Genomic DNA, 15,073 nt, shown 5'->3' with positions numbered 1-15,073 from the left:
GACCACCACCTGTGCAGGGGGGGCCGCACGGGCAGAAAGAGGGGCCGCCGCAGAAACCTTCGCCGCCGCCTCTCTTGCTTTGCGGGTAGGCTGTAACCGGGGCAGCTCCCTACCCGCCCGGCATCTATGCGGCCTAGTCCCCATTGGCCTTGCCCGAACTTTTCAACTGGTGCTGTTTTGGGTCTGTTTTCAGAAAAATAGGTCAAAAACGCGGGGCAGGTGGTACGGTTTTGTTAGATTTGCTTTGAACGAGATGTAATGCACGCTTATGGAAACCCCTACCCTGTCTATAGAACAACTGCGCTTTCCGGTGGGCCGGTTTGAAGCCCCTTCTGTGTTTCAATCAGTGCGTATCCAGGAGGCCATTGCCACCCTGGAGGCGCTGCCGGAGCAGCTGCAGCAGGCCATTGCCGGTCTTTCTGAGGAACAGCTGGACACCCCTTACCGCCCCGGCGGCTGGACCATCCGGCAGGTGGTGCACCACCTGCCGGACAGCCACATGAACAGCTACATTAGGTTCCGGCTGGCGCTGACCGAAGAGAGGCCCGTGATTAAACCGTATGACGAGGCGGGCTGGGCGCAGCTGCCAGACGCCCGTGAGGGGGATCCGGCGGTTTCGGTTCAACTGCTAACCGCACTGCACCAGCGCTGGGCACACCTGCTGCGCGCCATGGATTTCCCGCAGTGGCACCGCACATTTGTGCATCCTGAAGGCGGCGAGCTGTTCCTGTTTCAGGTGGTGGCGCTGTATGCCTGGCACAGCCGGCACCACCTGGCGCACATCACCGCGTTGAAGGAAAGAAGGGGCTGGTAGGCAATTGTTTACCACAGGTTGCCGTTTTTGGCCTGTTTTCTGAAAAACAGGCCAAAAACGGCAATTCAGTTTCAAGAATATTACAAAATTTAGTTTAATTTAGTCAGAAGTTTCATTCTGGCTATGCGTTTCTCTATTTCCCTTTTCATTCTCTCTGCTTACCAGTTGTTACTGGGCCTGCTTTTGGGTCTGCCCGCCCCGCAGGCGCCAGCCCCCGCAGTAGTTTCCGGCCAGCAAACGGCACGGTTTTCAGCAGATACCAGAACGCTTGAGTTTGTAGAGAACAAAGGGCAGTGGCCCCACCAGGTGAAGTATGCGGCAGACATCCCTACCGGTAAACTGTTCCTGCAGCCCACCTGCTTTACGTATGTCTTCCATGACCCCGCCGCCTTAGAGAAATTCAACTCCCACGGGCAGCCCCAGCCAAAGACCACCCTTGCCGCCCAACCCCATGATGAACTGAGGGGCCATGCCTATTCTGTCACTTTTGAAGGCGCCACCCCCACCACCCCGCTCACCGCCTTAGAACCCACTGCAGGGCTCAGGAACTATTACCTGGGTGACAATCCTGCCCGCTGGGGGAGCGGGGCCAGAGGCTTCAGAAAAGTAACTTACCAGGCCCTGTACCCCGGGGTAGACCTGGCGCTCTATGAGTACGGCGGCAAACTTAAATATGACCTGCACCTCACCGCCGGTACCGCCACAGACCATATCAAGCTGCGCTATGACGGGGTTACGGGCCTGAAACTGACCAATGGCCACCTGCAGATACAAACCTCTGTAGGCACTATCACAGAGCAGCGGCCGGTGGCTTTTCAAATGGTCAACGGCCAGCGGGTGGAGGTGCCCTGCCACTACACCTTAACCGGAAACGTACTGGGGTTTCAGTTCCCTAAAGGCTATAACCTGAAGCTACCGCTGGTGATTGACCCGGTGGTGGTGTTTTCAACCTTTTCCGGCTCTAGCGCAGACAATTGGGGCTTTACCGCCACGTATGACAGCCAAGGCAATATGTATTCTGGGGGCATTGTGTTCAACACAGGTTTTCCGGCTTCTACCGGGGCCTTCAAGACCACGTTTAGCGGTTCAGTAGACATTGGCATTCTCAAGTTCAGGACAAATGTGACAGGAGATGCGGCCCGGCTATACGCCACCTATTTGGGAGGGAGCAATGCAGAATGCCCCCACAGCATGGTGGTGAATGCCCAAAACCAGCTCCTCATCCTGTCTAGCGTGGGCTCATCAAATTTCCCTACCAGTCTCAACGCCTTTGACCGTTTCTTTGGGCAAGGCACCGCTATTTCCCCGCTGGGGAATAACAGCGACCCTAATTACTCCCAGGGCTCTGACCTGGCCATTACTACATTGAGTGAAGACGGCAGAGCCCTTATTGCCTCTACCTTTCTGGGCGGCAGCAAGAATGACGGGTTATTAGAAATCACAAGTCCCTTAACCAGAAATTACGGTGACCAGTTCAGAGGTGACATTATTACAGACCCAGACGGTTTTGTGTATGTGGCCTCCAGCACGGCCTCAAATGATTTCCCCGCGCCTAACGGCTTTAGGAACCAAGCCTATAGCGGCTCTGATGCCATTGTCTGCAAACTCACCCCAGCCTTGAATCAGATCATCTGGAGCAGTTACTACGGGGGGGAAGGGGAGGATGCCGCATACTCTATCCAGCTTGACACCGCCCGCAATGTGTACATAGCCGGTGGCACCACCAGCACCACCTTGCCTAACACCACCGGTGGGCTTCACCCTACCGCCAGAGGAGATGTAGACGGCTTTGTAGTAAAAATTGACAAAAACGGAGACAAGGTATTGGGGGCCTCCTACCTGGGTACCAGCTCTTATGACCAGGCTTATTTTTTGCAGCTTGATGTAGAGGCCAACGTGTATGTGTACGGGCAGAGCCTGGGGGGGTACCCGGTAACCGCAGACACGTATTCTAACACCAACGGCAAGCAGTTTATCCATAAGCTCACCCCTGACCTGAAAACAACCCTTTTCTCCACCGTCTTTGGATCTGGCAGACCTAACCTGGACATTTCCCCAACAGCCTTTCTGGTAGATGACTGTGAGCGCATCTATGTCTGCGGGTGGGGCGGCGGCGCCAATGTCAATTACGGCAACGGCACTACCAATGGCCTGCAGTTCACTTCTAACGCGGTACAGAAAACCACAGACGGCGGAGACTTTTACCTGATGCAGCTCTCACCCAATGCCGCCTCTCTGGAATATGCTACTTTCTACGGGGGCCTTCAAGCCAGCAACACCTCTGCAACTGAACACGTAGACGGCGGCACCAGCAGGTTTGACCGGAGGGGCTTCATTTATCAGGCCGTATGCGGCGGGTGCCAGGGGAGAACAAATTTCCCCATCCCTCCCGGAGCACACTATTTCAGGAAAGACAACGAAAGCTCCAACTGCAACAACGCCGCCTTTAAATTTGATTTCCAGGTAGTCACACCCGTGGCTGGGGCCAACAGGCGGGTTTGTACAGGAGACGCGCCCATTATTTTGGGTGGCACGCCTGCTGGGGGAATCTGGAGCGGGAACGGGGTCAGTCTGGTCAATAGCCAGTATGTTTTTACCCCAAGCCAAGCCGTTCTCGGGAACAATACCCTTACCTATACCATTCCCGGAACCGGACAATGTACCCGCGCCAACAACATGGTAATTACCGTTAACCAGACCAGCTTGCATACTATTGCCCTTCAAGGCCCCATTTGCGCCAGTAGTGCGCCTGTTCAATTGCAAGGGACACCCGCCGGGGGCACCTTCAAGGTAAACGGGACGGTGACCTCAACCTTTTCGCCCGGTTTGCTTGGCCCAGGGCAGCACACGGTTACCTACTCCAGCAACGGCAGTAACGGGATCTGCGGTACTGTTACCAAAGAGGTAGAGGTTCTGGCCGCCCCTGCTATTCAGACGGGCCCAGACACGGTTATCTGCCCAGGCAGTATGACGCCTTTCCAATTGCGCGCCACCCCGGCTGGTGGGATCTGGACCGGCGCCCACGTCTCAGCCACCGGACTATTTACGCCTCCGCAGGGCTTCACCGGCTCTACCCAGGCCACCTACACCGTTGCCGGCCTCTGCACCGTCTTTAAAAACGTGGCCATCTCTGTGGCCCCCACCCCTGTTTTCCGGGCCAACCTCACCAATGGTCTCTGCTTTAGCAACCCGCAGATTACCGGCTATACCCCGTTTAAAGCAGTTTTTGCCAACCAAACCACCAATGCCACCCGTTTTGCCTGGGACTTTGGTGACGGCAGCCAGTCAACAGAGCAGGAGCCGCAGCATGTGTATGAGCGAGCCGGCACGTACAAGGTAACCCTCACCACCTTCTACGGAAACGGTTGTGAGGAAACCAGAACCATAGCCCAGGTGGTGGTAGAACCTAACTTCCTGCCCAACATCATCACGCCTAACGGAGACAACCTCAACGAGACCTTCTTCCAGAAGTTCAGCTGCCTGCCTACAGAGATTACCATCTTTAACCGCTGGGGCAAGCAAGTACACTATGAAAAGGTCTACCAGCAAAGCTGGAACGGGGGCAAGCTATCAGACGGCACCTACTTTTACCTGCTGAAAGACGAAGCGGGCAATACCGCCAAAGGCTGGGTGGAGATAGTTCGGTAGAAATAAAAAAAACCTGGCATAGGGGAATAGAGAACTTTAATGGTCAGGTGATAAGAATTCTCTATTCCAGATATCCTTATGCGCCCATTTCTTGCCCTCCTGCTGCTTTGTACAGCTACCGTGTTTACCAGCTGCAGCGTTGCTGATGAATTGATGGCAGACCCTGTGATGACGGCCAAAATCAACGGCCGTGAATTCACCGCCTGCTCCATACTGAGCGGGAGCGGGAAGAGCCCTGACATTACCCTCCCCAAAGATAAACTAGCCGTGACCTATGATGCCGCATCTGGCAATTTATCAATCATTGGCACAGACGCTTGCAATGACTCAACCAGAAGCATTCACCTCACGGTCAAGAATGTAAGGACCACGGGCACGTTCACCCTCAATGACGAATCACCGGTGTACCAGAAGCTGGACCAGACGTACGGCAGCGGTGCCGGCAATAATGGAGCCCTTAAATTTCTGGACCGCAGACCCTACATCATCTCCCACGGCGTGTTCACCACAGATGCACAACACGTGGGCACCTTTACCGTGACCGAATTCAATGCAGAGAAAAGGCGCTTCTCGGCCAACTTTGAGCTGGAGGTATTTGATGCAATTGCCGGCAAAGGGTACCGCATCACAGAAGGCCGTCTCAAAGACGCTGCCTTCTAGCAGGGAATACAGCAGAGTTTTTTGGGGTCTTATAGAAGATCTGTAGCTGTTCTGACTACAGCATGGGCCGTTAGAAGCTGGCTCGCAACTAGAATGTCTAAAAATTCTGTTCTGTTTTTGGCCTGTTTTCCTGAAAACAGGCCAAAAACAGAGGCAACTCCTACCAGGGCAGAACCCCACCCCTTCATCAGGCATGCAGGAGACGGCTACTCCTAAAGCCACCAGCCATGCCCCCGCGTACGCCGTAGGGCAAGGGTAACTTTTGATTATGCACGCATAGGGTAGCCGCGGCAATGATAAATTTTAACCGGCCGCTACTCCTTTTTAAGCGGCTTCAGTTTTTTCCCCTCTGCCCTTCCTGCAATTAGCTAAAAGTACTGTCAACTTGGCTCTCTGCACATGGGTTCTCTTCCCGTTCAGGAACCAAGCGGTGGTTCTGTCTTAACGCACGCCGCACCTCCACCAGCTCTGTCTTTTTCCACCGCTCAAGATAACAGGCCAGATGATCACGGGCAGGCACACGCAGCACAGAAACATTGCCGCCCAAAACGGGCTCTGGGAGAAAGGGCTTCACGTGTAAAATCGAACTCTTATCACCTGGGAAGGGTTTTTATTTTATACTTTTAGACCTGAATTCATTTTACCCATATGGCGCAACGCCCCAGAAGAACCTTAGGCACTCCCACGTTTCCCATGCCCATCTCCGGCAAGTTTCTGCCGGCCACCCTGCTCCTTGTAGCCGGCTTGGCCCTGATGATCTACCAGAGCATTGGCGGCGGCGTGCGTACCGTGACTGACCTGACCGTAAAGGAAGGCACGCTGATCAATTATTCCTTCAGGAAAACCCCTGAGGGCGAGCGGGACTACGGGGTCTGGCTCAAAGAATTCTCAGAACGGTTTGCTTTGACCAAACGTGATGCCGCCGCCTTTGACACCGCTGCTTTCAAGGCGCAGGTGAAACCCGGCGACCGGGTGCGGGTAGAGTATGATGGCAGCATTAACCCTTTAGACACAGATGGCGAACGCAAGCTCTTTGGGTTAGCAGTACCTTCTAAGAACCAGTCTTTTTTACTGCCTGAGGAAACCATCAAGAAAAACCGCTATAACTGGTTGACATATTTAATGTATGGCCTTCTGGCGGCCGGTATCCTGCTCTACATTTACAAGATCATGCAAATGCAGCGCACCCGGGAGGAAGTGCTAGACTAGCAGAGAGCTGTTTTTAGCCTGTTTTTCAGAAAACAGGCCAAAAACAGAAAACAACCACCAATAACAAAACCACGCCGCTGCAGTGATCATTCCCCATGCAGGCTGCGGCTGGCAAACACAGCAAAGCCGCTTTTTTCCGTAGGAGAAAAGGAAGAGAGCCGCCCAAGAAGAAGAACAGCCCATGAGCAAATACCCAACCACCCCCAAGCAAGTTATCTACGCCTGCGCCGGCAGCAAATGCCAGAAGCGCGGGGGCAAGGAAATCAGAAAAGAGATAAGAGACCAGCTCAAGATGGCCGGGCTCAAAGATGAGGTGGAGATCATCAAAACCGAGTGCACAGATCGTTGCAAACACGGCCCTATTTTTTGCCTGCAGCCGCAGAACCTCTGGCTGCATGACATGACAGAGCACCAGATCCTGCAGATCCTCAGAGAACAGGTACTCCAAAAATAAGAAAATCCCTCAGGCCCGTTTACCTGAGGGATTTTCTTTTATACCGTTTAGGGTAGAGTGCGGCTTGACTTATTCTTCGCCACCGTCATAGCTGATTTTACGCACCGCCTTGTCAATCTCATAGCGGCCGGTGCCTTCTTCGCCAATCACGTCAAACAGTTCCAGGGCGCGGCGGGCAACATACTCTTCCTCTACCTGCTCATTCAGGAACCACTGCAGGAACTGGAACGTCATGAAATCCTTAGACTTCATGCACTGGTCTGCCAGGCGGTTGAACTGCTGGGTCACAAAGATCTCCTGCTGCAGGGCTTTCTCAAACACATCTCTGAACGAGTCAAACTCCTGCGGAATGTTTACCACCTCTGGGGAGATGGCGTGGCCGCCCAAGTCACTCACAAAGTTGAACAGCTTGAGCATGTGCTCCCGCTCCTCATGTGACTGTTTCATAAAATAATCTGCGCTGTAGTCAAAGCCCTGGCGGTTGCACCAGCTAGACATGGCTAAATAGGTGGCAGAGGAATGGGCTTCTACTTTTATCTGTTCGTTTAAGAGCGTCTCCACTTCTTCTGAAAGCGAGGTACGCAGTCTCAATAAATCTTTCATGGTTTGCAGTATATCAAGTTGGGCAGGCGGCTAGCCAGTGTAGCGTCTGAACTCAAATATACCCGCAAAACGATTGATTGGTTCTCCTTTACCGCTGAATCTGCGCAATACATATTCAGTCTAAATACAAGAATTCACGCCAGAATGCCCAGAAGAAGAGGGCGCGTTTTTGGGCTATTTTGGGAAAACCAGCCCAGAAACAGGAAGAGCAGGGTACCCCGCCAAGGCCAGGGCAAGCGGGTTAGGCCAGCACCGGGGCGTGCAGGCATTCATGCAACAGGCTGTTCAGGGTGATCATGGCTTTGGCCCCATGCAGGAGCTCCTGAAACCGCACCACATCTGCCAGGCCCAGCACAAAGCAACGCTCTGAGCGGGCAGGCATGAGCACGTACACGTCTGAGGCGCGGCTGGTATCCTGGGCCATCTCAGAGACATCAATGGCATCTACCTGGCGCTTCAGGGCCTTGAAATCAGCCACCTTGAACGGCGAAATACCTCCCGCAAACTCTACAAAATAGCAGTTGTACCGGTTACACTGGTAAACGGCACCATAAGCGGTTTTAAAGATTTCGTGCAGGCAGGGAGGCGTAGGCATGGGGACTCTATACTTTGATTACTGAAGCAACAGCACAAAAATAGTTTCAGTTTAGAATTAGTCCAAATAATATCTGGTGATTTTCCTCATTTAAATTCCTGACGGGGCTCAACTCCTGGATTTCCCCATAAAAAAGCGTTTTGGGGCTGTTTTTCAGAAAACAGCCCCAAAACGCCTTTTTATGGAATAGGCACAGAGAAACTGGCTAGTCGCGGTTTACCAGTTTGTTGAAGGTGCTGTCTTTCTCATCCTGGTACAGGAACGCCAGCTTCTTCTCCTCAAACTTCTGGAAGAACTCGTCCCAGGAGATGTCTTCCAGGCTATCTTCGGCCCCGCCGGGGAAATTAATGCGCAGCAGCCCGGCCTCGTCACCGTGGCCGGTGCCTTTTACGGTGGCGGGTTTGCCGTCACGGGCTTCGGCCCATTTTTTTATGGTACTGTGGTCTGTGGTGGTTTTCGCAGATGCTGACATAGTTCTATTTGGTTAGGTCCTGCCTATTTTCACGGGGCAAGCTGCAAAATGTTACCCTGGCCCGCAGAAACTATTGCCCACCCTTTCCGGTTTTACTTTAAAACGGCCCAACGCCCTTTAACCGCTATGAGACACCTCCTTTTTTCTTTCATACTGCTCCTGGGCCTGTCTGCCTGCGCTCAGCGCCAGAAAAACAACCAGACGGCTGCGCCGAAGGCAGCCACTCCCCAACCCACCACCCCCAACGGGCTGGCCGTGGCCACCTTTGCCGGCGGCTGCTTCTGGTGCACCGAGGAAGCTGCCGAGAAACTCAAAGGCGTGACCAGCGTGGTCTCTGGCTACACCGGCGGCACCACTAAAAACCCCACCTATGAAGAAGTAAGCACCGGCCAGTCTGGCCATGCCGAAGCCGTACAGATTACGTATGACCCCAAGGTGATTTCTTACCAGACGCTACTGGAGGCCTTCTTTGCGGCCCATGACCCCACCACCCTTAACCGCCAGGGCCCTGATGTGGGAACGCAGTACCGCTCAGCCATCTTCTACCGCACCCCTGAAGAGAAAAAGCAGATTGACGCCTATATCCAGCAGCTGAACGCAGCCCGTGCGTTTCAGGCCCCCATTGTTACGCAAGTGGTAGCCTTTACTGAATTCTGGCCAGCAGAACAGGAGCACCAGGACTTTTACAAATACAACCAGGACAACCCGTACATGCGCGCCGTCTCCAAACCCAAGCTGGAGAAGTTTAAAAAGAAGATGGAAGGCAAACTCAAAGACAACGAATAAGCCTGTGGCGGCCCTGCTGCGCCAAACCGTTGAAATGGAAGCCACTCTGCCAAAGAGTGGCTTTTTTGTTGCACCTGTATTCAGAAGGACAGGTGGGCCGTTAAGTGACGGGGTAGAAATGACCTTACTCCTCGGTTCTCCCTGTCACCCTAAGCAGATCTAAGGGGCGAACGGCAGTAGCGGCCCATAGGCGTGTATTTTGCTTGCGGCCAAGATCTTTGCAGGAAGGCAAAAAATCAGTGTTGTAATTTCCCTTGCTACTTATTTGTTCTGAAGAGACAGAAATGCTCTAAACGAACATTTTACCCTCTAACGCAGAAAGCAGTTCCAGAAAACGGTCAGAAAGGGCTTCTATTTCGGCAAGGCCGTTTTGGGCCTGCTCAATTTGACCGCTCCGGTAGAGGCTGAAAAGGCTTTGGGCAGCCGCATCAAGGTTCTGCTGCACCTGTTTGAGTTCCAGCATCTCAGCCGCAGAATGGTAACGGGAGGAGCCAACAGAGGTGAGCCAGCTGTGAATGGGACCGGTGCGGGAAAAGAACTCCTCATCTACCTTGCCCCCGTACAACACAGAGCGCACCTTTGACTTAAACAGGATATGTTTAATGCGCAACTGTTGAAAATCTATCTGGGCTTGGTTCATCTGGAGCACGCTTTCCTTATGTGTTGAACAGGCAACTTCTCAAAGCAAGACTTCTCAACCATTTTTAAGGCTCTCCAATTCTTGTCTCAGCTTAACTGCAGGGGTAACATCATACCCGAAGGCAATAATTCCCGCCACCTGCCCATTTTCTACCAAAGGTTGATAAGTGGTGGTAAAAAACGCTTCTTCTTGCTGGCCGGTGTTGTGCCAGTCAAGGGTAATGCCAATCTCTTCGGCTACAAAAGGCTGGCCGGTTTCAAATACGCTGTCCAGGATCTGAATAAAGCCTTGGCCCACCACCTCAGGCAACGCCTCTGCCACGGTTTTGCCAAGCAGCTCCCGCTTGGGGAAGAGTTGCTGGTACCGCGGGTTCACCAATGAAAACCGGTGCTGGGGCCCGCGCAGAATGGCAAAGACGGCTGGCGCCTGCATGATGAGCTGCTCCATGGTGGCCCGCTGGTCCTCGGCCTGCTGGTACGCCTGCTGCACCTGGTCTGAGAGGGCAGACAGCTGCTCATTGGTGTCCAGCATTTCCTGCACCATGATTTTGGTGCTGTGAATGTCATGGGCGCTGCCCACGCGCATGATCACAGAACCGTCTGCATCTTTCATGGGAACACTTCTGAGCAGGTGCCACCGGTACTGCCCGTCTTTGCTCTTAATCCTGAGCTCTATCTGGTATTCCACATGCTCCGTCATGGCGTTTTGGCGCCGCTGGGCCACCTGCCCCAGGTCTTCAGGGTGAATGGTCTGCTGCCATTTGTCGCCCAGCAGTTCTTCGGCCGGAAGGCCGGTATAGTCCAGCCAGCGCCGGTTTACGTAGGTGCAGCCTCCCTCCGGGTCATTGGTATGGATTAACTGCGGAACCGCGTCTGTCAGGAACCTGAATTTCTCCTCGTTGATTTTACTAGCCTGCCTGGCCAGTTCCCGCTCGGTCACATCATGGGTGTTCTGAATCACAAAGCGCACCTGCCCCGCCTCATCCAGCACCGGCGTGTGCGATGCCTCCCAGTAGCGGGTCTCGTACCCGCCGCCATCAGCGGCAGATTTCTCCAGGTCATACCGCAGCACGTCCAGATAGTCAACCTGTTTGGTTTGCATGGCCCTTTTGATAGACAGAACCACCGGGTTCTCCTCAAAAGAAACCGCCGGGTTCTGGTACACCTCTTTGAGGAAAACCTTTCCCAGGATTTCCTCGCGGGTTTTCATGGTGGTTTTCAGGTATGTGTTGGTGGCTGCCAAAATCTTCAGCTCAGGCGAAACCACCACTATGTTCTCAGGAACGTTGATAAAGTAATCGAAGAAGTCCATAGGAGGGTGCTTTGGTTAGGCTTGGGAGGGAAGCCGGGACATGGGCAAAAGTAACTTATTCAAGGCGTTTTCCTACTGCCCTGGCCCTGCCGTTCCTGCTACAAAAAGCGTGTCTTCTGCCAAAAGGTTTTGCCACACATCAAATATTTTCAGGTTAGTTTCCTGTTTTTGACCTGTTTTTCTGAAAACAGGCCAAAAACGCAGTGATCAGATTCTCCCGCCGGTACAGAACCAAGCCTTCTCCCCTTGCGTTTCCAGGGAGACAGCAAGCGCTGTTCAAGCCCTTGGCTTTGTTTGCTCAACGCACAATGCCAGGCGCTTGCTTTGGCCATTTGAGCACAAAAGACAAATTTTAAACATGCTCTAAGAATGGCTAGCTTTGCCTTTGATTTTTCAGAAAAGAGTTACCCTTGAAAGCAACCCAATTTTTGGAGCTGTACCGGCAGGATCCCGTGGTGCAAACCGTGGCCCAGCGCCTGCAGACTCCTGAACCCCAACATATACAACTGAAAGGCCTGGTAGGCAGCCTGGACGCCGTGGTGGCTTCTGCCCTGCAGACCATGCACCCAGACACGCACCTGTTCATTCTGCATGACCGCGAAGAGGCCGCCTACTTCTACAGTGACCTCTCCAACCTGCTGGAAGACGGCCAGGAGGTACTGCTGTTCCCCAGTTCGTACAAGCGCGCCTATCAGTTTGACCACACAGAGAACGCCAACATTCTGCTGCGCGCAGAGGTGCTCAACCGCCTCAATGACCGCGCCGGGGCCGGGGCTCTGATTGTCACCTACCCAGAGGCGCTCACTGAGAAGGTTATCAACAAAAAATCATTGGTGGCCAACACGCTGGGTGCCAAAGTGGGCGAAAAGCTGGACGTAAACTTTCTCTCTGAGATGCTCACCAGCTATGACTTTGAGCGTACTGACTTTGTCTATGAGGCCGGTCAGTTTGCCGTGCGCGGGGGCATTGTAGACGTGTTTTCTTACGCCAATGAGTTGCCGTTCCGGATAGAGCTGTTTGGTGATGAGATTGAAAGCATCAGAACGTTTGACCCCAGCACACAGCTGAGTGTAGAGCAAAAGAAACACATCTCCATTATTCCCAACGTACAGACCAAACTGCTGCAGGAGACACGGGAATCGTTTTTAGACTTCATTCCCGAAGACAGCAAGATCTGGGTCAAAGATTACCGCCACACCCTGGATGTAGTCTCTGAGTCGTATGAAAAAGCCGAGCAGGCGTTTCAGGAGATGCTGGAAAGCAGCGCGGGGGTGCAGATTGTCTCTAACCCAGAAGACCTGTTTGAAAGCGGCAAAGCCTTCAAAAAACGGCTGGAGGCCTTTACCCTGGTGGAATTTGGCAAGCGGTTCAACTTCAAGAACGCAGAGGTGGTGCAGTTTCAGGCGCACCCGCAGCCGTCGTTCAACAAAGACTTTAAACGGCTGGTCCAGAACCTGCACGAGAACCAGAGCAACAGCTACGTGAACGTCATTGCCGCTGAGTCGCCGCGCCAGGCAGACCGCCTTACCACCATCTTTGACGAGCTGGACCATGACGTGCGGTTCCACCACCTCATGCTGGCGCTGCGCGAAGGCTTTGTAGATGACCTGGTAAAACTGGTGTGCTACACAGACCACCAGCTGTTTGAGCGTTTCTACAAGCATAAGACCAAAGAAGGCTACTCCAAATCAAAGGCACTGACCCTAAAAGAACTGCGTACCCTCAAACCCGGCGACTATGTCACGCACATGGACTACGGCATTGGCCGGTTTGCGGGGCTGGAGAAAGTAGAAGTGGGCGGACGGCTGCAGGAGGCCATACGGTTAATTTACCGGGATGATGATTTGCTGTACGTGAGCATTCACTCGCTGCACAAAATCAGCAAGTACACCGGCAAAGAAGGCACGCCGCCCACCATGAGCAAACTGGGCTCCCCTGAATGGGAAAACAAGAAGAAGCGCGTCAAAAGCAAAGTCAAAGACATTGCCGCCGAACTCATCAGCCTGTACGCCAAACGCAAGAAAGCCCCCGGCTACGCCTTCTCCCGTGACGGCTTCCTGCAGGCCGAGCTGGAATCTTCGTTCATCTATGAAGACACCCCAGACCAAGGCAAGGCTACTGAAGACGTGAAAGCTGACATGGAACAGCCGCACCCCATGGACCGGCTGGTCTGCGGGGACGTAGGTTTTGGCAAGACTGAGGTGGCCATACGGGCCGCCTTCAAAGCCGCCTGTGACGGCAAGCAGGTAGCGGTGCTGGTGCCTACTACCATTCTGGCCATGCAGCACTACAAAACGTTCAGAGACCGTCTGGAGGCGTTCCCCGTGAACGTGGAGTACATCAACCGCTTCAAGACCACCAAACAAATCAAAGAAACCTTAGCCCGCGTGGCCGAAGGCAAAACCGACATCTTGATTGGCACCCACCGCCTGGCCAGCAAAGACGTCAAATTCAAGAACCTTGGTCTGTTAATCATTGATGAGGAGCAGAAATTTGGGGTAAAAACCAAAGACAGGCTCAAAGAGATAAAAGTAAACGTAGACACGTTGACGTTGACGGCTACGCCTATTCCGCGCACGCTGCACTTCTCGCTCATGGGCGCCCGTGACTTGTCTGTGATCGCCACGCCGCCACCCAACCGCCAGCCGGTGCAAACTGAGCTGCACGTATTTGATGATGCACTCATCAGAGACGCCGTGGCGTATGAACTGAAACGCAAAGGGCAGGTCTTCTTTGTGCACAACCGCATCTCAGACATTGAAGAAATGGCCAACCTTATTCTCAAGCTGGTGCCAGATGCCAAAGTCACCTACGCCCACGGCCAGATGGACCCAGAGGAGCTGGAGAAGCGCATGATGCGCTTCGTAGAGGCCGAGTATGACGTGCTGGTCAGCACCAACATCATTGAAAGCGGGCTGGATATTCCCAATGCCAATACCATTATCATCAACCGGGCGCACATGTTCGGGCTAAGTGATTTGCACCAGATGCGCGGGCGTGTGGGCCGTTCCAACAAGAAAGCGTACTGTTATTTATTGACGCCCCCTGTCTCTGGCCTGCCGTCAGATGCCCGCAAGCGCCTGAGCACCCTGGAGGAGTTCTCTGACCTGGGCGAAGGCTTCAAGATTGCCATGCGGGACCTGGACATACGGGGAGCGGGCAACATGCTGGGCGGCGAGCAGAGCGGGTTCATCAATGACCTGGGTTTTGAGGCCTACCACCAGATTCTGGACGAGGCCGTGCAGGAGCTCAAGGAAACCGAGTTCCGGGACCTGTTCTTCAAAGAGCTGGACCTGGAGAATCTGGTAGAGCCCGTGCGTGAATGCTCTATTGAAACCGACCTGGAGATTCTCATCCCAGACTCGTACATCAGCAACATCTCTGAGCGTCTGCAGATGTACAGCAAGCTGGACAGCGTGAAAGACCTGGAGAGCCTTGACAAACTGGTGGAAGGCATGGTAGACCGGTTCGGGCCGCTGCCCCCAGAGGTGCAGCAGCTGGTGGCCATTGTAAAAATGCGTTGGGAGGCTTGCCGCCTGGGCTTTGAGAAGCTGACCATTAAGAAAGAAACCATCAAAGGCTACATACCAAGCCAGCACAATGAAGCGTACTTCCAGTCTGAAACCTTTAGCCGAATTTTGCAGTACGTGCAGCAGCACTCCCGCCGTTCCAGACTGAAAGAAGCCAAGGATAAACTGATTGTCATTATTGAAGACATACGTACCTTGGAGGCAGCCAAGGCTATTTTTGAAGAACTTCAATCCTGATTTCTGTTTTCGGGCTGTTTTTCAAAAAACAGCCCGAAAACAGAAACCATAGAGGAAAAGTGCTGTTTGATTTGTAATTTCAGGAAACGCCTCCAGATTTGAGCCCCTGCTTTT

Annotated in this window: 12 protein-coding genes; 7 read left to right on the top strand and 5 right to left on the bottom strand. The window is 53.4% G+C overall.

The genetic code is table 11. From position 1 onward, the window contains the following. Positions 1–268 precede the first annotated feature (268 nt). From FHS90_RS14755 to FHS90_RS14735, 5 genes are all read left to right on the top strand, one after another. The gene (locus FHS90_RS14755; protein WP_066836830.1) at positions 269–814 is read left to right on the top strand and encodes a YfiT family bacillithiol transferase; all 546 of its coding nucleotides are present in this window, start codon (positions 269–271) and stop codon (positions 812–814) included. Positions 815–937: 123 nt separating this feature from the next. Continuing rightward, a complete protein-coding gene (locus FHS90_RS14750; RefSeq protein WP_182513622.1) occupies positions 938–4,462 on the top strand; it encodes a DUF7948 domain-containing protein in 3,525 nt (1,174 codons plus the stop codon). A gap of 78 nt (positions 4,463–4,540) precedes the next feature. After that, on the top strand, positions 4,541–5,122 hold the full coding sequence (locus FHS90_RS14745) for a hypothetical protein (RefSeq protein ID WP_066836824.1): 582 nt from the start codon (positions 4,541–4,543) through the stop codon (positions 5,120–5,122). 648 nt (positions 5,123–5,770) lie between these two features. Continuing rightward, a complete protein-coding gene (locus FHS90_RS14740; protein WP_182513621.1) occupies positions 5,771–6,331 on the top strand; it encodes a hypothetical protein in 561 nt (186 codons plus the stop codon). A 181-nt stretch (positions 6,332–6,512) separates the two neighbouring features. Beyond that, positions 6,513–6,785 (top strand): (2Fe-2S) ferredoxin domain-containing protein, encoded by a 273-nt coding sequence (locus FHS90_RS14735; RefSeq protein WP_066836818.1) that lies wholly within the window; start codon positions 6,513–6,515, stop codon positions 6,783–6,785. Positions 6,786–6,854: 69 nt separating this feature from the next. Here the strand turns inward: FHS90_RS14735 and FHS90_RS14730 are convergent, their stop codons facing one another. The 3 genes from FHS90_RS14730 to FHS90_RS14720 form a co-directional block, all read right to left on the bottom strand. Beyond that, positions 6,855–7,388 (bottom strand): ferritin, encoded by a 534-nt coding sequence (locus FHS90_RS14730; protein ID WP_066836815.1) that lies wholly within the window; start codon positions 7,386–7,388, stop codon positions 6,855–6,857. Positions 7,389–7,629: 241 nt separating this feature from the next. Then, entirely contained in the window at positions 7,630–7,983 is a 354-nt protein-coding gene (locus FHS90_RS14725) for a hypothetical protein (RefSeq protein ID WP_066836813.1), read from the bottom strand. 205 nt (positions 7,984–8,188) lie between these two features. Further along, a complete protein-coding gene (locus FHS90_RS14720) occupies positions 8,189–8,455 on the bottom strand; it encodes a hypothetical protein (RefSeq protein WP_066836810.1) in 267 nt (88 codons plus the stop codon). Positions 8,456–8,581: 126 nt separating this feature from the next. On the opposite strand from FHS90_RS14720, the gene msrA reads away from it, so the two are divergent. Then, a complete protein-coding gene (gene msrA / locus FHS90_RS14715) occupies positions 8,582–9,241 on the top strand; it encodes a peptide-methionine (S)-S-oxide reductase MsrA (protein ID WP_066836877.1) in 660 nt (219 codons plus the stop codon). Positions 9,242–9,530: 289 nt separating this feature from the next. On the opposite strand, the gene FHS90_RS14710 is transcribed toward msrA, so the two are convergent. Both FHS90_RS14710 and FHS90_RS14705 read right to left on the bottom strand, forming a co-directional pair. Further along, positions 9,531–9,881 (bottom strand): histidine kinase, encoded by a 351-nt coding sequence (locus FHS90_RS14710; protein ID WP_066836807.1) that lies wholly within the window; start codon positions 9,879–9,881, stop codon positions 9,531–9,533. Between the two features lie 54 nt (positions 9,882–9,935). Continuing rightward, complete coding sequence (locus FHS90_RS14705; RefSeq protein WP_182513620.1) at positions 9,936–11,192, bottom strand: PAS domain-containing protein; 1,257 nt, start codon at positions 11,190–11,192, stop codon at positions 9,936–9,938. 410 nt (positions 11,193–11,602) lie between these two features. On the opposite strand from FHS90_RS14705, the gene mfd reads away from it, so the two are divergent. Further along, entirely contained in the window at positions 11,603–14,959 is a 3,357-nt protein-coding gene (gene mfd, locus FHS90_RS14700) for a transcription-repair coupling factor (protein WP_182513619.1), read from the top strand. Positions 14,960–15,073 lie beyond the last annotated feature (114 nt).

Source organism: Rufibacter ruber (assembly GCF_014138425.1).
Classification (GTDB): domain Bacteria; phylum Bacteroidota; class Bacteroidia; order Cytophagales; family Hymenobacteraceae; genus Nibribacter; species Nibribacter ruber_C.
The sequence above is the reverse complement of the archived record's forward strand: the minus strand, read 5'-3'. Positions and strand labels throughout refer to the sequence as shown.